The organism is Syntrophales bacterium, assembly GCA_030018935.1.
Lineage (GTDB): Bacteria > Desulfobacterota > Syntrophia > Syntrophales > CG2-30-49-12 > CG2-30-49-12.
Genome location: JASEGZ010000003.1, coordinates 1 through 21,622, shown reverse-complemented (window position 1 = coordinate 21,622; position 21,622 = coordinate 1). Strand labels below are relative to the sequence as shown.

The 21,622-nt window shown below is 47.8% G+C and carries 19 protein-coding genes and 2 pseudogenes; 12 read left to right on the top strand and 9 right to left on the bottom strand.

What is annotated here, in order from left to right:
* Positions 1-81 precede the first annotated feature (81 nt).
* Positions 82-252 (bottom strand): hypothetical protein, encoded by a 171-nt coding sequence (locus QMD03_01105; protein ID MDI6775834.1) that lies wholly within the window; start codon positions 250-252, stop codon positions 82-84.
* A 498-nt stretch (positions 253-750) separates the two neighbouring features.
* Between QMD03_01105 and QMD03_01100 the strand changes: the two genes are divergently transcribed.
* From QMD03_01100 to QMD03_01090, 3 genes are all read left to right on the top strand, one after another.
* Positions 751-1,521 (top strand): electron transfer flavoprotein subunit beta/FixA family protein, encoded by a 771-nt coding sequence (locus QMD03_01100; protein ID MDI6775833.1) that lies wholly within the window; start codon positions 751-753, stop codon positions 1,519-1,521.
* Between the two features lie 84 nt (positions 1,522-1,605).
* Positions 1,606-2,586: an electron transfer flavoprotein subunit alpha/FixB family protein gene (locus QMD03_01095; GenBank protein MDI6775832.1), complete on the top strand. Its 981-nt coding sequence runs from the start codon at positions 1,606-1,608 to the stop codon at positions 2,584-2,586.
* A 157-nt stretch (positions 2,587-2,743) separates the two neighbouring features.
* Positions 2,744-4,768 (top strand): (Fe-S)-binding protein, encoded by a 2,025-nt coding sequence (locus tag QMD03_01090; protein MDI6775831.1) that lies wholly within the window; start codon positions 2,744-2,746, stop codon positions 4,766-4,768.
* Here the strand turns inward: QMD03_01090 and QMD03_01085 are convergent.
* From QMD03_01085 to QMD03_01070, 4 genes are all read right to left on the bottom strand, one after another.
* Positions 4,748-5,956: a 2,3-bisphosphoglycerate-independent phosphoglycerate mutase gene (locus QMD03_01085; GenBank protein MDI6775830.1), complete on the bottom strand. Its 1,209-nt coding sequence runs from the start codon at positions 5,954-5,956 to the stop codon at positions 4,748-4,750. The genes QMD03_01090 and QMD03_01085 overlap by 21 nt on opposite strands.
* Before the next feature lie 168 nt (positions 5,957-6,124).
* On the bottom strand, positions 6,125-7,273 hold the full coding sequence (locus QMD03_01080) for an acyl-CoA dehydrogenase (protein MDI6775829.1): 1,149 nt from the start codon (positions 7,271-7,273) through the stop codon (positions 6,125-6,127).
* A 139-nt stretch (positions 7,274-7,412) separates the two neighbouring features.
* On the bottom strand, positions 7,413-7,754 hold the full coding sequence (locus QMD03_01075; GenBank protein MDI6775828.1) for an enoyl-CoA hydratase-related protein: 342 nt from the start codon (positions 7,752-7,754) through the stop codon (positions 7,413-7,415).
* A gap of 121 nt (positions 7,755-7,875) precedes the next feature.
* Entirely contained in the window at positions 7,876-9,330 is a 1,455-nt protein-coding gene (locus tag QMD03_01070; protein ID MDI6775827.1) for a long-chain fatty acid--CoA ligase, read from the bottom strand.
* A 261-nt stretch (positions 9,331-9,591) separates the two neighbouring features.
* On the opposite strand from QMD03_01070, the gene QMD03_01065 reads away from it, so the two are divergent.
* The 9 genes and pseudogenes from QMD03_01065 (at position 9,592) to QMD03_01025 (ending at position 16,870) form a co-directional block, all read left to right on the top strand.
* On the top strand, positions 9,592-9,831 hold the full coding sequence (locus QMD03_01065; protein MDI6775826.1) for a nucleoside-triphosphatase: 240 nt from the start codon (positions 9,592-9,594) through the stop codon (positions 9,829-9,831).
* 102 nt (positions 9,832-9,933) lie between these two features.
* Entirely contained in the window at positions 9,934-10,689 is a 756-nt protein-coding gene (locus QMD03_01060) for a glycosyltransferase family 2 protein (protein ID MDI6775825.1), read from the top strand.
* 121 nt (positions 10,690-10,810) lie between these two features.
* On the top strand, positions 10,811-11,626 hold the full coding sequence (locus tag QMD03_01055) for a glycosyltransferase family 2 protein (GenBank protein MDI6775824.1): 816 nt from the start codon (positions 10,811-10,813) through the stop codon (positions 11,624-11,626).
* Positions 11,627-11,663: 37 nt separating this feature from the next.
* Positions 11,664-12,716, top strand: coding sequence for a glycosyltransferase family 9 protein (locus QMD03_01050; GenBank protein MDI6775823.1), 1,053 nt, complete (start codon positions 11,664-11,666; stop codon positions 12,714-12,716).
* Between the two features lie 31 nt (positions 12,717-12,747).
* Positions 12,748-13,731 (top strand): glycosyltransferase family 2 protein, encoded by a 984-nt coding sequence (locus QMD03_01045; protein ID MDI6775822.1) that lies wholly within the window; start codon positions 12,748-12,750, stop codon positions 13,729-13,731.
* A gap of 219 nt (positions 13,732-13,950) precedes the next feature.
* On the top strand, positions 13,951-14,823 hold the full coding sequence (locus tag QMD03_01040) for a class I SAM-dependent methyltransferase (GenBank protein ID MDI6775821.1): 873 nt from the start codon (positions 13,951-13,953) through the stop codon (positions 14,821-14,823).
* 51 nt (positions 14,824-14,874) lie between these two features.
* Positions 14,875-15,651, top strand: coding sequence for a glycosyltransferase family 2 protein (locus QMD03_01035; protein MDI6775820.1), 777 nt, complete (start codon positions 14,875-14,877; stop codon positions 15,649-15,651).
* Positions 15,652-15,656: 5 nt separating this feature from the next.
* The gene (locus QMD03_01030; GenBank protein MDI6775819.1) at positions 15,657-16,571 is read left to right on the top strand and encodes a glycosyltransferase family 2 protein; all 915 of its coding nucleotides are present in this window, start codon (positions 15,657-15,659) and stop codon (positions 16,569-16,571) included.
* Positions 16,572-16,710: 139 nt separating this feature from the next.
* Positions 16,711-16,870, top strand: a pseudogene (locus QMD03_01025) (IS3 family transposase).
* Between the two features lie 48 nt (positions 16,871-16,918).
* On the opposite strand, the pseudogene QMD03_01020 reads toward QMD03_01025, so the two are convergent.
* From QMD03_01020 to QMD03_01005, 4 genes and pseudogenes are all read right to left on the bottom strand, one after another.
* Positions 16,919-17,569, bottom strand: a pseudogene (locus QMD03_01020) (acyl-CoA dehydratase activase).
* A gap of 170 nt (positions 17,570-17,739) precedes the next feature.
* The gene (locus QMD03_01015) at positions 17,740-18,612 is read right to left on the bottom strand and encodes an acyl-CoA dehydratase activase (protein MDI6775818.1); all 873 of its coding nucleotides are present in this window, start codon (positions 18,610-18,612) and stop codon (positions 17,740-17,742) included.
* 83 nt (positions 18,613-18,695) lie between these two features.
* Positions 18,696-20,012: a 2-hydroxyacyl-CoA dehydratase family protein gene (locus QMD03_01010; protein ID MDI6775817.1), complete on the bottom strand. Its 1,317-nt coding sequence runs from the start codon at positions 20,010-20,012 to the stop codon at positions 18,696-18,698.
* A gap of 80 nt (positions 20,013-20,092) precedes the next feature.
* Positions 20,093-21,256, bottom strand: coding sequence for a 2-hydroxyacyl-CoA dehydratase family protein (locus tag QMD03_01005; GenBank protein ID MDI6775816.1), 1,164 nt, complete (start codon positions 21,254-21,256; stop codon positions 20,093-20,095).
* Between the last annotated feature and the right edge of the window lie 366 nt (positions 21,257-21,622).

The following is a 21,622-nucleotide window of genomic DNA, read 5'->3' as shown; positions in this document are numbered from 1 at the left end:
CCAATCAATTACCCTTTCATACGAAAAAAGTTGGCCATAGGGCCAACCTTCCACGAAAGCACACGTTTGACTACTCACCGTTCATCGGGAGTCTCTCTTTTCCGCCTCGTCAATATCACTGTCCTTGATGGAAATATCCCTCGTGTAATCAGGACAACGTACATTACCCAACCTATCAGTTGACATACTGAATCTTTTTTGACAGTTTTCCCGCCATGCACATATTGAACAGTACCTTTTCTCCGTTCCCATGATGAGATGGCCCTCTCCCCAATGTGTTGCCAAATTGATTTTCGGTAATACAGTATATTGCAAACGTTCAGCCGTCAGCGATCAGTAATCAGTAAAACAAGTCAAGACAAAAACATACGTATGAAAACTCGTCTTAGAAGTTGTGAACTTCCTCCAGTATCTTTTTGTTTTCGCTGAAAACTGAAGGCTGATAGCTGAGTGCTTACAATATATTTATGTGAATTTGAAGTCAAGAAATTTTCCCGGTATCTCATTTTGGTTGTTACGGAACAGTCGGAAAATATTTCTTGACACCAAACGAATATTGAGATAGGGGAAAATGCGCTAATGTAAGAACCAGCAGGCTTATCCCCGGACCCCGCCTTTACCCTTTTACCCCCCAGGGCTCGGAAAGGGTTCGGGTAACCAGATAATGAAAAAATAAAACCATTGCTTGCCGATGTATGGCTGGATCCAATTAATGTTCCCTGCACATACATCCGAGGGAAGGAGGAAGAAGTGAACATTGTTGCATGTGTAAAACAGGTTCCGGATACGGAAGCACAGATCAAGGTGAAGCCCGATGGATCGGGAATTGACGAAAGCGGAATCAAATGGGTCATGAATCCTTATGATGAGTATGGTCTTGAAGAGGCCCTCAGATTGAAGGAGAAGTTCGGGGGAGAAGTCACCGTTGTTTCTTTAGGTCCGGCAAGGGTCATGGAGACCATCAGGACCGCCCTTGCCATGGGTGCCGACAAGGGGATTCACATCTGTGATCCGGCTTTTGATGGCGCCGATGCTTATACCACAGCAACGGCCCTCGCTGCTGCCATTGCCGGTATCCCGCATGACATCATCTTCTGTGGGCAGCGTGCTATTGACGATGACTCCGGCCAGGTTGGTTCTGTCCTCGCTGAACTTCTTGGTATCCCGCAGTTGACAATTGTTACAAAAGTTGATGTGGACGGCATGTCCATAAAGGTTATCAGGCCGATTGAGGGCGCCCAGCTTTTGATTGAAGGTACCCTGCCCTGCGTGGTTACCGCCCAGAAAGGATTGAATGAACCCCGTTATGCATCCCTGCCCGGGATCATGAAGGCTAAGAAGAAACCTCTTGATACCAAGGATGCCGCGGCGCTGGGTGTAACCGTGGATGTAAAGGCAAAAGTCGCCAGGTTCATACCGCCTCCCGCCAGAGCAGCGGGGAAAATTATCGGCGGTGATGATCCGACAACAAAGGCGGCGGAGCTGGCCAGGCTGTTAAGGGAAGAGGCAAAGGTCATCTAAGTTGAAAACTTTGAAAAGACGTGGGGACAGATTTCAAATCTGTCCCCAATATCAAATTTATAATTATCACGGAGGAAAATAGAAATGGCAAAAGGTGTATGGATAGTAGCTGAACAGAGAGACGGAACCATGCGCAAGATCAGTTTTGAGCTTGCCAGCACGGCAAGGAAGCTTGCTGACCAGTTGGGGGAAGAAGTTTGCGCTATCCTGCTTGGTTCCGGAATCGAGGGAATTGCCGGTGAGCTTTCAAAATACGGTGTTGATAAAGTTTATGTGGCGGACAATGCCGCCCTGGAACCTTACACCACGGATGCCCATGCCACGGCCATCGCCAAGGTGGTGAAGGAAAATGATCCTTCTATCCTGCTACTCGGTGCTTCCATTCAGGGGAAGGACCTCTCTTCCCGTCTGGTGGGTAAACTGGCAACCGGTATGGCTACAGACTGTACAGATGTGAAGATCGTAGATGGCAAGTTTGTCGCGATAAGACCTATGTACGCCGGTAAGTGTTACGGTGAGGTTGTCATCTCTTCAACCCCTCAGATGGCCTCTCTGAGGCCGAATGTGTTTCCCATCGTGGAAAATCCAAAGGCAGGTACGGTGGTAAAGTTTGATCCTGGCCTTGATCCGGCTCAGTTGAAGACAAAGGTACTCGAGGTTCAGAAGGATACGAGCGGGAAGGTTGACCTGACGGAGGCTAACTTTATTGTGTCCGGTGGGCGTGGGATGAAGGGACCAGAGGGGTACCAGATCCTCGAAGGGCTGGCGGATGTCATCGGTGCAACCGTGGGAGCGTCGAGGGCAGCAGTGGATGCGGGATGGAGACCCCTGTCAGACCAGGTGGGACAAACGGGGAAAGTTGTTTCTCCCAACCTCTACATCGCCTGTGGAATCTCCGGCGCCATTCAGCATCTGGCCGGTATGAGTTCTTCCAAATATATTGTAGCCATTAACAAGGACCCGGGGGCCCCGATCTTCACAAAGGCCGATTACGGTGTGGTGGACGACCTCTTCAAGGTCGTTCCGGAGCTGACAGAAGCGTGCAAGAAATTGCTCGCGGAATAAGGGATGGAAACCGGGAGTGGCGTTGGCCGCCCCCGGTTTTTTAGCCGTAGCCGCAGGCTTTAGCCTGCGTCAGGTGCGTCATACCTCATCATGCAGCAGAGATACCACCCTCTCCTCTCGGGATGGACAGTAGTAAAATTTTACAAGGAGATTGCTCATGTTACCGATTGCGGGTAAGATCTTTCTTTTATTGTTGATATGTATCACCGTTGTTGCTTTTAGTAGGAGAGCGAAATTCCTTATCGCCCTCCTTAAATTAGGAAAGGCGGAAGACAGATCTGACCAGATCGGCAAGCGGTTGAAATTCGCTCTCGGTCAGGTACTCCCTCAGCGCTGTGTTCTGAAACACGTGACAAAAGGCGACTTTGCTGGCGTAGGACACATGCTCTTATTCTACGGCTTTTCTCTTTTTGTTATCAGTTATGGCTTTCATATTGCGGAAGGATTTTACGAGAGATTATCCCCCGCCCTTTTCGGAGAAACCTTTAATAACCTGTTTTTTCTCCTCTTAGACATTGCCGGCCTGACTGTTATTACCTCGATTATCTGGGCGGCAATCAGACGTTACATCATCAGGCCTTCCCGTTTGAAACTGTCCCTGGAAGCGGGAATCATCTTGATTATGGTTTTTTCCTTGATGCTCCTGAGCTTCTTCATGGAGGGTTTTCGCCTCCTCTCAGGAGAAACACCTTTCACCGAATGGGCTTTTGTAGGCATGGCCCTGGCAAATATTTTTTTGAAAATGGGTTTGCAGGACAAGGCTTACATTCTTTTCCAGATTTTCTGGTGGGTACACATGACAGTGGTATTCGGCTTCGGGATTTACATCCTCTACTCCAAGCACCTCCATATCCTTGCCTCTCACTTCAATCTCTTTTTCCATTCCACAGGCCCCCAAGGTTCTCTCCAGCCGATCACGGACATGGAAGAGGCGGAAAGTTTCGGCATCTCAAAAATTACAGAATTCTCCTGGAAACACCTCCTCGATCTGTATGCCTGCACGGAGTGCGGACGTTGTACCGACAACTGTCCCGCCAGTAACAGCGGGAAGCATCTAAAACCGGAAGAGGTCGTTCAAAACCTCAAGAAACACCTCTTCACCTCGGCAAACTATCTGCTTGCGGAAAAGGGAGGGGAAAAGCAGGAAGGGGGAGAAGGACAGACCATGATCGGTGAGGTGGTTACCGAGGAAGAGATCTGGGACTGCACCAATTGCATGGCCTGTATGGAGATATGCCCGGTGGCTATTGAACATATAAACAAGATTGACGATATGCGGCGCTATCTGGTTTTAATGGAGAGTAAATTCCCCTCCGCACTTCAGACAGCATTCCGTAACATGGAAAATAACTCCAACCCCTGGGGTATAGGCTCTCACACGCGGGCCGATTGGGCCAAAGACTTAGGTATCAAGACTCTAACGGAAGATCCCCATGTGGAATACCTGTTCTATGTAGGGTGTGCCGGATCGTTTGATGACCGGGGGAAGAAGGTCTCCGTGGCCTTCGCCCGTATCCTTCAGGTGGCTGGTGTCAGCTTCGGTATCCTCGGGGCCGAAGAGGGGTGCTGTGGCGATTCGGCCATGAGGGGAGGTAATGAGTATCTCTACCAGATAATTGCCCAGGCAAACATTGAAACGATGAACGGTTACGGTGTAAAGAAGATCATCACCACCTGTCCCCATGGGTATAATATCATCAAGAAGGATTATCCCCAATTTGGTGGCAACTATGAAGTGTACCATCATACCGAGTTCCTCGCCGATCTCATTGCCCGTGGTAAGATCAGGGTGAAAAAACCACTGGAAGGGTTGTTCACCTATCACGATTCCTGTTTCCTCGGCAGGTACAACAATATTTATGATCAGCCGAGAGGGATTCTTGAGGCCATTCCCGGCATGAAACTGACAGAGATGGAGCGAAACCATGCGAGGAGCTTCTGCTGTGGTGCCGGCGGTGCCAGGATGTGGATGGAAGAAGATGTAGGGGAGAGGATCAACGATATGAGGACCGATCAGGCTATTGCGGCAAAAGCAGATACAATCGCCGTGGGCTGTCCCTTCTGCCTCACCATGCTGACTGACGGGATCAAGGACCGTAACAGGGAAGAAAGCATGACCTCTCTCGATATCGCCGAGATCGTCTGGAAGGCTATGGATCTGTCAGGCCCCGAATTTCGTTAACCTTTTAGCATGGGCAAGTGCCAGACCCATGAGGTAAACCATTGGCATCCGCCCGAGACCACCGTTGATGCAATCCCTTTCCCCGAATCGCTCTACCCTGTCCGGTCGGCAGGTATCCGATAACAGCAGGACCGGCAAGGGATGCCAGCTATGAGAGGCCAGGGCTGCCGGCGTGGAATGGTCCCCTGTAACCACCAGGACATGGGGATGGAGGTCGGTAATCAGGGGGATCAGAGAATCTACCTTTTCGATCACGCTGACCTTTTCCGCAAAATTTCCATCTTCCCCCCGCGAATCGGTATCCTTGACATGAATAAAGAAGAAGTCGAAATGCTGGTAGTTCTCACAGAGGATATCAAATTCATCTTCGATGGTGTTCGCCCCGGTATTAACCGTCATCCCGAGAAGCCGGGCGATCCCCCTGTACATGGGATAATTGGCAATGGCGAGGGGATTGAGGCCGAATCTCTCGCTGATACTGGGAAAGTGGCGGTACCTGGCATAGCCCCGCAGAAGGACCATGTTTGCCTTTTTCTCGTCGCCAAGGGACTCCTTTGCTTTTTCTACAAGCTCTGCGATGGCAGCGGCGGTATTTTCTGCCTCTCGTATCAAGGGTCGGGGAGGAAGAGGGAGTACCCCGATCTTCTGGGGGTCCGTTTCCTCGATCTCTTCCCGGAGTTCATCTCCCCGGAGGACAAACAATGCCCGGTGTTCCTTTTCCGTCTCAAAGAAGACCTCCATACCGGATGTCAGGCGGATCTGTTCCTGAAGCTTCCGGCAGAGCCTCCGATTGGTTTCATTATCTATGCGGCCTGCCCGTCTGTCCGTGACCCTGCCCTGATGGTCAATGGTTGCAAAGTTGACCCGCATAAAGAGGTCCCTCGCCGTCATGGGAAAATCAATCCCTGCCGCCGACAGGAGGCCGCGCCCCACATTGTTTTTGATGGGGTCATACCCAAAGAGGGCAAAGTGGGCCGGGCCGCTTCCCGGTGTGATTCCGTAGCCAATCGGGTCAAGAAGCCCGCAGATGGACTTCTTAGTTAGGGCATCGAGGTAAGGGGTCCTTGCCGCTTCCAGCTCCGTCTGATCCCTCCCTCCCATGGGCAGGCCGCCGAGGCCGTCCATAATCAGGAAAACGATCTTCGTCTCGTTTTTTACCACCAGCGTATCAATCAGTTCTGGATTCATGTGAACACCCCATATGTAAGCGTTCAGCCGTCAGCGATCAGTAAGACAGGTCAAAACAAAAACTTCAGTATGAGAACCTTTCTTGGGAGTTGTAGACTTCCCCTGGTATCTTTTTGTTTTCGCTGAAAGCTGAAAGCTGATAACTGAACGCTTACCTTTCCGCTGTCTCTATCTCAAACCGATGAGTTTTCTTGCCACGACCATTCTCTGGATCTCGTTAGTGCCTTCGTATATCTGGCATATCTTGGCATCCCGCATGTGTCTCTCCGCCGGATACTCTTTGATGTATCCGTAACCACCAAAGATCTGCACGCCTTCAATGGCAGCCCTCATGGCCACGTCTGATGCGTAATATTTAGCCATGGCGGCCTCTTTTTCAAAGTCAAGACCATTATCCTCCCGCCACGCGGCACGGAGGAGCATCAATTCTGCCGCATCGAGTTCCGTGGCCATATCGGCCAGTTTAAACTGTATCGCCTGAAAGGTAACGATCGGCTTGCCAAACTGGACCCTTTCCTTCGCGTAGACTAAGGCATCTTCGAGGGCCGCCCTGCCGATGCCGCAGGCCTGTGCACCGACGCCGATCCTTCCCGAATCAAGTCCCGTTAACATCTGTTTGAATCCCTCGCCGGGTTTACCGAGGAGGTTTTCCACTGGGATTTCCGCATCCTCAAAAACCAGCTCGGCCGTGCCGGAGGCCAGGATGCCCAGCTTTTCTTCAATCTTGCCCACACGAAAGCCCGGTGTATTCTTCATATCCACAACGAGGTTGATAACACCCTTGTAACCGAGGGAGGGATCGGTTGTGGCCGCGAGAACACAGTAATGGGCAATATTACCGCTTGTAATAAGGGCCTTGGTGCCGACGATGATATACTTATCCCCTTTTAGTTCAGCACGGCACCTCAAGGCCGCTGCATCGGAACCGGCACCGGCCTCTGTGAGGGCATAGCAACCCTCAACCTCCCCACTGGCAACAGGGGTCAGAAATTTTTTCTTCTGCTCCTCTGAACCAAAGGTCTTGAGGGGATAACCGTAAAGAGAATTGTTGACGGACACGATACAGCCGCAGCTTGCACAGGCCTTGGAAATCTCTATCATCGCCATGATATAGGTCACATTATCCATGCCAGCCCCGCCATATTCCGTGGGGACAGCAACCCCCATTATGCCCATCTCGCCTAACTTCCGGCAGATCTCTTCAGGGTGCCTGTGGGTCCTGTCCAGTTCTGCGGCAATCGGTTTAATCTCCGTCTCCGCAAATTTCCTGACCATATCTCTTACCATCTGCTGTTCTTCCGTTGGTGCAAAGTTCACGTCAGATACCTCCTTTTGCATGCATAGTTAGCGACCGGTAAAAAGGGGCTTCCTCTTTTCAAGGAAGGCATCCATTCCTTCCTTCTGGTCATCGGTACTGAAGCACTGGGCGCAGCACTGTGCCTCCAGTCTTGTGGCGTTATCGAGGGCAAGGTCGTAACCGAAATTGATGCTGTGTTTGGCCATCTTGAGGGCAAAACCGGGCATGCCCGTCAGTTTCAGGGCAAATTTCCATGAAGGCAAGCGCCTGATACGGTTTCATCTCCTGCATTTCAGATATGTCTGCACCGGCCACAAATGCCTTTTCACCGGCGCCGGTCAGGATCAGGACCCTGATACCATCATCGTTTTTACAGTGTGTCACGGCGCTGAGAAGCTCGGCCATCGTTTCGGAATTCATCGCATTTAATGCCTTTGGCCTGTTGAAGGTTACCGTGGCGACCCCGTCCTCAACGGTAAAGAGGATGTTTTTGTATTCCATACTGCCTTTTTCTCCTTTCTTTTGAAAATCTCCCCCAGCCCCCCTTTGAAAAAGGGGAGATTTTCATTGTCCTTTATGTCTCTTTGAGACATGAATGTTTCTTCTAAAAATACAACTTCGTTCAATCAAGATTTTCCACAAACTCAACCTTGCGAGGAACCTTGTAAGGGGAGAGGTAATTTCTGCAATGTCTGACGATTGATCTTTTATCAGAGTCCGCTCCCTCACTTTTTACAACAAAGGCCTTTACAATCTCTCCCCTCATCAGATCAGACATACCAACCACCCGGGAGGCTTTAACGGCGGGATGCATGTCGAGAACGATCTCGACTTCCCGGGGATAGACATTAAACCCCCAGGTGATGATCATCCGCTTTTTACGACCTGTGAGAAAGATATATCCGTCCTCGTCAATCTTAGCCAGATCGCTCGTGTAAAGCCACCCATCTCTGATGACCAAGGCTGTCGCCTCTTCGTCCCTGTAGTAGCCCTTCATCACATTTTCCCCTTTAATGATAAGCTCCCCGCTCTCACCCGCCGGCAACTCTTTACCAGAATCGTCCACAATCTTCGCCTCAACACCGGGGATAACGACGCCGATAGAACCCGGCTTCTGTACCATATCAGGTCTGCTGAATGTACAGACAGGTGATGCCTCGGTGAGGCCGTAACCCTCTAAGACTTTGACACCAAATCTTTTTTCAAAGGCGGGAGTAAATTCCGCCGGCATGGCGGCGCCCCCGGTGATGCAAAGCCTCAGGGCTCTCACGTTGTAACGCTCGGTCTCTTTATGAAACAACATGCCGAGAAACACCCCCGGGACAGAGGCGATATAGGTCACCTTATTTCTTTCGATGGCGCTGAAGATATCATCTATGCTGAACCGATCCATCAACACCATGCCGGCCCCGATGCGGACGGCACTCAGCATGTTGACTGCAGCGCCAAAGGAATGAAAGAATGGTATCACACAGAGCGCCCGATCCCTTTCCGTGCCGCCGCAAAGGTCTCTGATAAGGTCAGACTGGCCAAGGAGGTTCCTATGGGTGAGGGTAGCGCCGAGTGGTTTGCCGGTAAGGCCGGAGGTATAGATCATAACGGCGGGGTCATCTCCGACAATTTCCGACATGTCAAGCATAAAGGGGCCTTCCTCAACAATCTCCCCGAAAGGCGAAGCGGCATCCAGACCATTGGTAACAAGCAGATGCCGGCAGAGGGGGACATCCCCGCTTATTTCCTCAAATCGCTTCGTTAGCGGGGCTTCGGTAACCAATACTTTTGCCTCGCTATTGCCAATCAGGTATCGTAGTTCATAAGCCGTAGACATGGTATTGAGAGTAACGGCAACGGCACCGATCTTCTGGATGGCAAAGTAGGAGATGATAAATTCGGGACAATTGGAAAGCAACAGGGCAACCTTATCCCCTTTTTGCAGTCCCCAGCTTTTCAGCCGGTTTCCGATGGCGTTTGCCGCCCTGTTCAATTCGTTATAGGTCAAGCTTATATCGTCGTGGATAATAGCCACATTCTCTCCGTATTGCCTGCAACTCTCTTCCAGCATTTTCCCCAGACTCATAGTGATCTGCCAACCTCGTCAATTTTTGCATTATCTCTTATCACAGGAAGGGCGATTTTTTCAACAATAAAAGGTAGACGCTTATCCCCGTTGTCATTCCCCTGTGTCCTACACCAATTGAATGGTTATGGGGGAAGCTGTAAAAACGGCTTTCACAGTATCTCTGCAGAAAGTGAAAACAAGCAGTAGGTTTTTGGGCAGGATGCCCCCGAATTTTCTGTTCTCTTGACACCCATCATCCTCTGCTGATATACTTCAAATATGATTGGAAGCAAGATTCTGGGGCGTGAAGAGGAGAGAAGCCGCCCTGCGGAAAAAAGCAAATCCTTATCCGCCAAATTTCTTCTTACTGGCTTACCTGGATCGGGGAAAACCACAGTTATTACTGCACTTGCAAATTTTTTAGGAGATTGGGCAAGCGGCTTTTATACCACTGAAATTCGTGTCAGTGGCAAGCGTAAAGGTTTTGAAGTGATTATCCCTACAACGAAACTTGCTTAACTGAACACAATATACTGTTATTAAATCGTCCCAAGCATACTGTATGCTGTAGCTATTTCCCCAACTATCGTTGTAGGATGTTCGTCCACAGTGTTGTTGCTTATGAATGACAAGATACCCCTTTCCGTGGCTATTATCACCAAAAACGAGGCGGATAATCTGCCCGACTGCCTGAAAAGCGTTGCCTTTGCGGAGCAGATTGTGGTGGTTGATTCTGAGAGTGACGATAGTACGGCAAAGTTCTGTGAGGACTTTGGTGTCTGTTTTTACTGTGAGCCCTGGAAGGGATTTTCCGCACAAAAGAATAGCGCGATTGCGAAGGCCACGAACAAGTGGATATTAAGCCTTGATGCGGATGAGCGGGTTACACCGGCATTAAGGAAAGAGATCGAAGAGATTATACAGAAAGAAACCTCTAGCGACGGTTATTTCATCGCCCGAAAGAACTTTTTTTTAGGCCGGTGGATCAGGTATTGTGGTTGGTATCCCGATTATAATTTGCGTCTTTTCAAAAGAGGGAAGGGTTTATTTAGAAACCGGGAGGTGCATGAAGGGATTGATGTGGAAGGTTCAGTGGGTTACCTGAAACATCCAATGGAACATTACACGTACAGGAGCATCAGTGATTACTTACTGAGATTGGATAAGTACTCAACGCTGGCGGCTAAAGAATTGCTGAAAGAAAATAAAACTTACGGAATACAACACATTATCTTCCGGCCTTTGTACACTTTTTTAAACATGTTTATTCTAAGAGCCGGCTTTTTAGAAGGGTACTATGGATTTATCCTTTCTATTTTATATGCATTCTATACATTTTCGAAATATATCAAGTTAAGGGAACTCCAGCAGAAGTAAGTAAAGGTTAGAATGAAAAAATGACGAACCCATTCTCTAATATGAAATTCCTTTAGAATGTCTTTCTTGTCCCAGTAATCGTTTTTTTTGTTTCACTAAAAAAGTAAATGATATCCGTTCAATGAATGTAAGCATAGTCATTCCTCTATATAATCAACTCAAGTTTACGAAATTATGCCTTGAGAGTTTGTCGGCCTTTGGAAGGGGCGGAGCGGAAATTATCCTTGTTGACAATGGTTCTTCCGACGGGACGGCAGAATTCCTGGCCTCCTGTTCGGATATGACGGTGATAAGTAATCCCCAAAATTTGGGGTGTGTCGCAGCGTGGAATCAGGGGGTCAAGGCAAGTCACGGGGAGTGGGTTATCATTTTGAATAATGATGTGATTGTTCCCTCACAGTGGCTGGATGGGCTTCTTCAATTTGCCAAGCAGGAGAAGCTGGATATTGTAAGTCCTGCCATCCGGGAAGGGGAGTACAGTTATGACATTGAGATGTATGCCCGGGAATATATCTCCAAAATGCAAAACGTCAAACGCCTCGGGATTGCCGATGGTATATGTTTTATGGTTCATCGGCGGGTATTCGATAAAATCGGTTTTTTTGATGAGCATTTTCGGATCGGGCAATTTGAAGATGTGGATTTTTTCCGAAGAGCAAAGATGGCAGGCTTTCGTCCGGGGATTACGGGACGTTCTTTGATCCACCATTTTGGTTCTATAACACAGAAGGCCATACGAAAAGATAAGGTGGTAAGTCCCTATGAGGAAGAGAATAGGGCATATTATCGCCAGAAATGGCGTCTAAACAGATGGAAACGGTTTTGGGAAAGACGTCAGGAAAAGTGGGATCATTTTGTCTGGCGAATCATAGAAAAGACGTTTTACGGCCACACGCTCAAAGAGAAATGGCAGGGCGGGAGGTTGCGTTATTACTAGCATAAAAGGAAATCCAAAAAGAAAAGGGCCTTCTTTCTTGATTGTTTCTCTGCGGTACAGCGGTGACGTTCTGCTGTCCACACCCCTGGCGTTATCCATTAAAACACAGATACCGGAAGCCGTCGTAGATTATCTTGTCTTTGAAGGCACACAGGATGTTTTATGCAACAATCCTTACGTCCGAAATGTTCTGACCATTCCTCCGGAAAGTAAAAATATTCGTTTTTTTATGTCTCTTTTTAAACGATACGATTATGCCATCGGGACAAATCCGTCTGATCGCACCAATATTTACTGTGCCGGCGCCGGGCGGACTTCCATCGGGTTTTCGTATTTCTTTCCCCGTAAGGATTGGTGGAAGAAAATTATTTCAAGTCAGTGTCGTTTCTATGATGCTCAAATGCACATCGTTCCCCTTATCCTTTTGCAATTGGAAACACTAAATATTCTTCCCCGTTCTCGCGTTGTGATGGGATACGATGAGGCGGATGTTAATTTTGTGAGGGAACATTTAGGGAATAAGGATTATATCCTTTTACATCCTTACTCGCGGAAGGATTATAAATATTGGCCCGCTCCGGCATGGGGGACTCTTGCCGGGTTGATTCAGGAAAAATTGAGATTAACGCCAGTTTTTACCATCTCTCCGGATTCTGCCGATGAAACGGTTTTAAAAAACATCAAATCTTGTTCCCATTCTGAAATTTTTACGCTTCACCAACCGTATAATATGTGTCAATTGGCGGCGGCGATTAAAGGCAGCAAAGGCTTTGTGGGTGTGGATACCGTGGTGACCCATATGGCAGCGGCGCTGGATATGCCCACGGTCGCGTTATTTGGTCCTTCCCTGGTCAGGCACTGGGGGCCGTGGTCGAATGGTTCCTTTGAAAAATCGCCCTATCATGACCAGGGCGGCACGCAGCATTTTGGAAGGGTCACGGTGGTAAAAAAGGATTGGCCCTGTGTACCGTGTAACAAAGAAGTATGTGAAATGAGCCATGGGGGACGCGTTGAATGCATGGCAGCCATTACACCGGAAGAGGTTTTCACGGAACTCAGGTGCGTTTCAGGAGAAAACATGGTTGCGTAACATTTCATAATTGGCATTTCCAGGGGGTAAGATGACCAGTCCCAGGGTGAGCATTTGTGTGCCGACTTATAACTACGCTAGATTTCTGCCCGAAAATATTGAATCCATTTTGAAGCAAAGCTTCGATGATTTTGAGTTGATTATAATAGATGACTGTTCGAATGACAATACAAAGGAAGTTGTGAACAGATATGCTTCTTGCGACAACAGGATCAAGTTCAAGATCAATTCCTGCAATGTTGGCATGGTTCAAAATTGGAACTTGTGTTTGAGAGAGGCAAAGGGGACTTATATTAAATATGTTTTTGGAGATGACTTTCTAGCTGATAAAGATTCTTTAAAAAAGTTAGTAGAGGCGATAGAGTCCCATCCTGAAGTTTCACTGGTAAGTTCTGCGAGATACATAGTGGATGAAAATTCCAAGGTTGTGGGAACTTGGTCTTATTTTAAGGATAGAGACTTGATGGAAGGAACGAAAGTAATTAACAGATGTCTGCTTCGGGGAGAAAACCTTGTTGGCGAACCTTCTGTGGTGTTGTTTAAGAGAAATCAGGCCAATCGGGGATTTAATGAAAAATGTGCCCAATGGGTCGATCTGGAGATGTGGTTCCACCTTTTAGAGCAAGGGCTGTTCGCTTATAGCGATGAGCCCTTGAGCGCGTTTCGCATTCACCCTCAACAACAGACAGGGAAAAATAGAATAGCGAATACGAGACCTTTTGACGCATTTTATTTATGTGGAGAGTATTTGCATAGGCCTTATATAACAGTCAATAATTTCGTGAAAAGTTATATTCAGTTTAAATATGACTACCAGATATGGAAAGCATATAAAAAAGGGAATATCAGCAAACATCTGGCTTTCGAAAAAATTAAGTATCATTATAGCATAATAGAGTTTTACTTTCTTTTTTGCCTGTACAAAATTTGCAGACCGTGCATCAATCTTGTTGAACATTTCAGGAAGGTCCAGTCTAAAAGTAAAGGGAATAAAAGGAATAAAGGTAACGTATAATGGGGACGGTTCTATTTTATTTCCTTTTTCGCTTCCGCCCTTTCGAGAGAAAATAGAACCGTCCCCGTTATCCCTTATTTTTTATTAAGCATGGAAAAGATAACAAATTTAAACAAAATCCGGGAAATAAAATGTCAGTTCTGTAAAGCAATAGTTTTTACTATAAGTAGATAATATATTTAAAAGTTTCAATAATAATTCTTAATTTGAATAACAAAAATGTTTTTGAAAACATACTTTAGATATACTAAATACCTACTTTTTGATTTACTTGATTATTTTATCCGGGTTATTAAAAGAAAGGATTATCTGCCACCGCGTTCTCTAAGGGATAGCGTTGGCAACTACAAAGATTTCGAGGCTACAGGAATAGAATTTTTTAATTACTTTAGAAAATTTTGTGACCTTAAGCCTGATGAAAAAATTTTAGATGTAGGATGTGGTTGTGGAAGAATGGCTATTCCGCTAACAAAATATTTAGATAAAAAAGGTAGTTATGAAGGATTTGATATAGTTAGCAGAGCGATTGACTGGTGTGTAAAAAATATTTCCTCCAATTACCCAAATTTTCATTTTGAGCTATCTGACGTGTTTAACAAGAGTTATAATCCAAAGGGAAAACATAAAGCATCTGAATACAAATTTCCTTATGAGAATGAATCTTTTGATTTTGTATTTCTTACATCAATATTTACCCACATGCTTCCTCAAGATATGGAAAATTACTTTTGTGAGATTAACCGTCTATTGAAAAGAAATGGAAGATGCTTAATTACCTTCTTCTTATTGAACAAAGAATCATTGCAACTTATCAATGCCAGGAAAAGTACTTTAGATTTTAAGTATGAATTTGGAGAGTATCGTACGATAGATATCAATACACTGGAATCTGCTGTTTGTTATGATGAAGCATTCGTTTTAAGCCTTTATGAAAAAATAGGGCTAAAAATTAAGCAGCCCATCCGTTACGGATCATGGTGTAGCAGATCGAATTTCTTGAGTTATCAAGATATTATTATAGCCCTAAAGGGGGTAAACGGAAAACTTAAAGAACCACTGTACGAAAATCGGTCGCTCTGGATTCAGGTTTAATCTATACGCAATCGGTTTCGGGACGCCAAAAACTTTAGTAAACAACTGCTTATGGATGACAAGATACCCCTTTCCGTGGCCATTATCACCAAAGACGAAGCGGATAATCTACCCGCCTGCCTGAGAAGTGTTGCCTTTGCGGAACAGATTGTCGTGATTGATTCCCATAGCTCGGACAGTACCGTTCAGATAGTATCCGACTTCGGGTGCGAGGTATTTATCGAAGTCTGGCGGGGTTTCGGTCTGCAAAAGCAGTCCGCCGTCGCCCATTGCAGACACCGATGGGTGCTTATCCTCGATGCCGATGAACGGATTCCCTGTGAAACCGCCCTGAAGATAAAGGATATCGTTTTAAATCCATCAACAGCTGTTGCCGGATACAGTTTTCCGAGGAAGAATTTTTTCCAGGGCCGCCGGATCAGGCATGCGGGGTGGTGGCCGGACCGGGTTATCAGGCTTTTCCAGAAGGACCTCGGTCACATAATGCCGGCAATGGTTCATGAAGCCGTAGAAGTCAATGGCACTGTAGTTGCGTTAGATGTTCCCATAGAACATCTTACAGAAAGCCGCCTGAGTCAGATTATCCTCAAGATTGATAGCTACTCCACACTCGGTGCTAGGGAGGCCTTTGAAAGAGGCAGAAAGACAACCGTCTGGTCTGCGGCCCTCCGGGCCTTTTTCACCTTCTCCCAGGGCTATTTTTTGAGGCTCGGTATCCTTGATGGTACTCAGGGCCTGACGTTGGCGGTTACCGATGCGGTAAATAAGTTTTTCAAGTATGCCAAATTGAATGAGTTAAACAGGCAATCAGGTAATCACGATAAGTAGATTAAATGGATATTTCCATTATCATCGTCAACTGGAACACGAAGGATCTATTACGAAACTGCCTCGCTTCTATTTGTGAAACAGTGCGGGACATAACGCGTGAGATTATTGTCGTTGACAATGGCTCTGGCGATGGCAGTGTGGAGATGTTGCGGGAGAAATTTCCCCGGGTTCACGTGATAAAAAACACAGAAAACCGTGGCTTCGGGGCGGCAAACAATCAGGGACTTCGCATAATGACAGGCAGGTATGCACTGTTATTAAACAGTGATACCATCTTGACAGAGAATGCCGTTTATGAACTGTTCTCTTTTATGGAGGCCCATCCGGAGGCAGCCATGGCCTGTGGACAGCTTTTGCATGCAAACGGAAGCAAACAGAATTCCATCGCGGCTTTTCCCCGTCTCCTAACCCTTTTGACCAATGTCACACTGTTAGAATACGTCTGGCCGAAACGCTTCCCCTCTAAGAGATACGCCTGGAAAGAACCCCTTGAGGTTGATTCAGGGATCGGGGCGTGTCTTATGGTCCGCAAGAAGGCTATTGACGAGGTAGGGATGTTCGACGAACGCTACTTTTTCTTTTTTGAAGAGACCGATTGGGCCTATCAGATGCGCTCTGCCGGCTGGAAGATATTTCATGTCCCTTCTGCATTCATCTATCACCTCCAGGGTCAGAGTATCGGCAGGGACTGTGGTTTTCGGATTGAATTTTACCATTCCCGTTACCAGTTTTTCCGGAAATGGAAATCGCGCCCCTATTACCTGCTGGCTTTTTTCGTGATCGTGGTACGGTTATTCGTGAACTGGCTCTTTACATCGGGGGCAAACATCTTTACACTGGGGCTGAACAGCAAGATGCGGCATAAGTGGCTCATCTATTCCCGCATTATTCTCTGGCATATGAAAGGTGTCCTATAGTGGACCCCCAAATTTGGACAGTGTGATAAGTTACACCTGGGAGAAAAAAATAGGAGGTCCAAGTGGAACGAATGCGAAAGAGATACCCCCCCATTGTTTAAGGCCAAGGTTGCTTTGGAGGCAATCAAGGAACAGAAGACTTCATCGTGGCTTTATGTACCTGATAGCCATAATGGACTGGTGGAGCCGCGATGTTATCTCCTGGAGTCTGACGATTAGCCTGGATGTAGATTTCTGTCTGGATGCTCTGATCGGCAATGAATATGGGTTATCCTGAGATCTTCAATACCGATCAGGGCCGCGCCGAGGGCAGCGGTTATCTGTGGCTCCTCGGGAACTGAAACCTCAACTCCTATTGTCTCAGCCACGCTTTTGACCAACCCCATATCCTTTGCCCCGCCGCCCGTTATGGCACAATCCCTTTCCATCCCCAATCTATTTACCAGCGAGAATGTCTTGGCCGCCATGGCTTTGTGAACACCGGCCAGGATATCCTCCTTCGGGGTACCTTCGGCGATGCGTGATATCGTTTCCGATTCGGCAAAAACGGCGCAACCGGTGCTGAATTCGATACTTTTCTGAGCCTTAAGGGATAGTGGCCCGATATCTTTTATATCTATCCCGAGGACCCGGGCAATCACCTGCAGGAACCTGCCACTGCCCGCCGCACACTTCTCACTGACGACAAAATTAACCACCCACCCCTTATCGTCCACCTTGATGACCTTACTGGACTGCCCTCCAATATCAATAATAGTCCTCACCGAGGGAAAGAGGTGATGGATTCCCCTTGCCTGGCAGGAGACATCCGTCACCTGCTGGCCAGCGAAGGGAACCTTGGAGGCACCATAACCAGTGGCCACCACACAGGCAATATCATCGAACGATAGAGAGGCCTTGACCAGAACCTCAGCCATCACCTTCTCCGCTGTCGTCTGGTAATGCCCTCCCGAGGGAAAGAGGTACGAGGCAAGGACATTAATTTCATCAAGGAGCACTACCTTGGTAAAGGCAGCGCCAACATCAATTCCACCTACATATGCCACCTGGTGACCTCGTCGGGAGTCGTGAGTCAAGAGTCGTGAGTCAGTTTCCTTCTTTCCTCAAATTTCTCAATCTTCATCTAATGTGTTTGACTTACGACTTATGACTTACGACTGATGTTTACTTAAGTGAAGAAATGGACTTCTTCCAGCCGACGCTCTCTCCTGGGAAGAGACCCCTCTTCCCTTGCCTTCTCGGCCCGTTCCCTGCAAAGCAGGGCGGCACCCAGTGCCCCGGTGAGCAAAGGTTCAGGAGGGACCAGAACGCTTTTCCCTATTTTTCCCTCCAGCGCCCGGATCAGGCCGATATTCTTGGCCCCACCACCGGTGACCACTACATCCCTTTCCACTCCAATCCTTTCCACCATGTTGTGAATCCGGCTGGCGATGGCATCGTGAAGTCCCGCCACGATATCAGCAGTGCTTGCTCCTTCAGCAAGGTAGGATACCACCTCCTGCTCGGCAAAGACGGTGCAGGTACTGCTGATCCTTACCTTACCTTTGGCCTTCAGGGAAAGCTCCCCCATCTTCTCGAGGGGCACCTGGAGAGCCTCTGCGATCACCTCGAGGAATCTGCCGGTGCCTGCAGCGCACTTATCATTCATGACGAAGTCCACTACCTTTCCTACGTCAAGGCATGCCTTACCACTGGAAAGCTTGATCCCTTTACAATCCTGGCCGCCAATATCAATAACGGTCCTTGCTGTGGGGAAGATGCTACTTATCCCCTTAGCGTGACAGGAGATCTCTGTTATCTGCCAGTCAGCAAAAGGCACATTCACCCTTCCATAACCTGTGGCTACCACGTAGGCAATATCATCGAAGGAAAGTTTGGCTCGGGAAAGGGCGTCTGCCATTACCCTGTTGGCCAGTCGGCGGTGCTCCGCCCCTGTAGGACCAACGATCGAAGCGAGGATACTCTCCTTCTCCATAATGACCACCTTGGTCATTGTGGAACCGATATCGAGGCCAGCTACATACATCTCACACTTTCTCACCGAAATTTCTACCTCAACTAATAAGGCACATTATCGGCGATAATGTGCCTTATCAAGTTCCGGCAAGTCATTCCCCCCTCTACCTATCGAGCAGTCCGTTTCTTATGTGCATCCACTGCTTCTACAAAAGCATCAATCTGTGCCTTCCACTGGGCTTCTGAATAGTCACGGACATCAATAATATCACTGATCAACTGCATCGTGGGTATCTTTGTGTATTCATTCAACCTCCGCAGCCAGTCAATCTGCCCAACGGTCGTGGCACGGCATGACCTGGTGGCGTGGGTTACTACACCATCTATCCTGTAGTCATCTATGTATTCGAGAAGGCGCTCCACCGTCGGTATCCCACTTCTCTTTTTCGCTTTATCATACCTTTGAGTCCAGCGCAGGAAGGTTCTCCACGCCAGGTACTCCAAGGGGTCCTTGACATGGGAGGGTACCTCCACAGGATCATAGATCCGATAGGCATTCTCCATGACAAATACCGCCCCTAACGTTTCAAAGTAGTTGAAGATCCACATGGTATGCCAGGGAGGAAGACCACCACCAAACAGTATCCGGTACTTCTCTTCCGGGACCACTCCCACCTTATTATCTACCCTCTGCTTTACCTCGTCATATAGTTCCTGATAAAAGTCTACCGCTATTTGTTTGCCACAGCAGAAGAAGCCGGGAACCATGGCGTTGTAGTGGTCCTCTGTGGGCATGGGTGACGGAATGGCCTTCCGCAGTTGATCAACCTCCCACCATTTCTGCCAGGTAATATTGCTCAGCTCAATGGCCTCCCAGAGCCGATCATGGTTCAGCTTCTTCTTTGTCTGCTGTTCCAGGAAGTCCACCAATCCCCTGAACTGCTCCCTCTGGTATCTGATGTAATAGTCTCTCACCCCGTCAAGATCGGCATCCACAGGAGGCCAGAGGACGTCAAAGCTGTAAGTGGGAACATTCATATAACGCCCTAAGGCTTGATACCACTTGAAGCGAGGGTCACAGGCAGAGCCACAGCCTAACAGCATATCTGGCATGACCATGCCGCCGTCAGGGGCGTTCTCCGGAATCCCCCCCAGCTCCTTCCGCAAGGCGTCAAAGCCCATCCCTACCCTCACATAACCACAGATAACGTTGGAATAGCCGTCTGCTTCCGCCTTCAATACGAACCTTTCCGCATCCCGCTTGGCGGCAGCAAGTCCAGCATAGTTCTCTGTCCAGACGGCGACAATATCCATCGCGGCGAGGATATCTTCATACTGACAGGCTGTCATCGTATAGGCTGTAGGTTGCCCCTTTTCCTTCGCCTCACGGGCATTCTGATAAAGGCCCCTTACGATCGCCCGCACCTTCTTAACCGTTTCGGTAGCCTTCACTGATGTGGTTTTTTCCGCTGGTTTTTCTGTCATTTTAACCCCCTCGAATATTTCTTTCAACACACCGGAGCTCTCACCCCCTTAGGGTAATCCTGCCTCCTCCGCTGAGGTTTCTAAACGATCATCTCGAGGAACGCCTGGACCCTGGTCTTTAGTTGACCGAGAGTGGTGGCACTATAGTCGTCCTCAAGATAGAGGACAGGTAGACCCTTTTTCTGGAAGTAGTCCCTGAAATCAGGGGCATCAAGCTCATAGGTATCACAAAACCTTATGACGTAAAGTATTACCCCATTTACCTTGAAATCAGTGGCAAATTTGTAAACATATCCAAACCTGTTATCCAGGTCCTTCTCATGTGTCTCGGCCTGGGGCCGATAGGTACGGGGACAATATATCTTGTCTAGATAGCGATTGACAATCCCATCCAGGGGATCTGCCGTCACTTCCACATCATGCCAGAAACCTCTGCTTCCCGTAGAGAGGTCATCCATCACCACACTGGCTCCACTCTCCTCGATCAGTTGAACAAAGGAAATATCATCTATAACGCTGCCGTAGAGGAGAATCCGAGATGGTTTCTTCTGGAGACCGCTACCGCGTCCTTTGATCTCTTTGATCATACTGCGTAGCAAGTCGTTAAATTCGATAACAGGAAGGCCCATCCCTGCTACCATTGTCTTAAGAATCTCAACCCCTGAAGTTAGAGGGAAATCCGGCTTCCTCAAATCATACAGTTCCCGAACTAAGGCTCTATTTTCGTTATGAAGCTGGACTGCCCTGGTCAGGGCTTCATCAGTCATCTTTTTACCGGCAAACCTCTCCAGAGACCTGCGGAAGGTTAATAACTCCTCTTTAAAAAACTCATAAGAGGAAGGCTGGAGCATGTGAGGTACATTGATGAAGTGGGAATAGGCAGGTTTACGATAATATTTCCAGATATCATATATCCTCTGCACAGTATCACACGTATGTGGAACCACCAGCCCATCGAGAAAATCATACCTGTTCTTCAACGCCAGGTCGAAGGCACTGCGGATAAAAGGGCACATGATGGTTTCCAGGTAAGCATCGGCCTCAGTTATGGGCTCATTCACTCCCCCCTGGATACGGTAAGGCACCATCGAAAGGGCAGTGAAGAACTCTACGGGAACATAGCAACATAAGTAACCAATTACCTTTGTACCCTGGCTGCTCAGTTCCCTCGCTCTCTGCCCCCGCCTCTGGTATAGGTCCTCTACCCCTGCAAGCCCTGTTTTCTTTAGCTCCGTTGTCGTCATAATTCATCCCCCAAAAAAGTTTTTCTCTCCTCGATATCTTCCTTTCGATTAAATCTCCGGGCTCCCCGCAAGCAGGAAGGAAGGAGGCCCAGCATATTTTTTCTCTCTTTGCCTGTCAATACATTTTTTATCTTACGAATTGTCTCAAATAAAATGTTACTCAAAGGGTGGTTAAAGAGGAAAACCTCCCGTTCCCCATTCTTGGCTTCGATTGGGATAATGGAGGAAAGTTCCTGAATTATCACCTCCAAAGACATTTTACCGAAAGAAAACAATGGGTAGTATTAGGACGAAAAGGAAGGGAAAGGTTGTTAATCACCGATTTTCGCGGAGCTATAACCGTCATTTGAGGACAAGATTTTGATG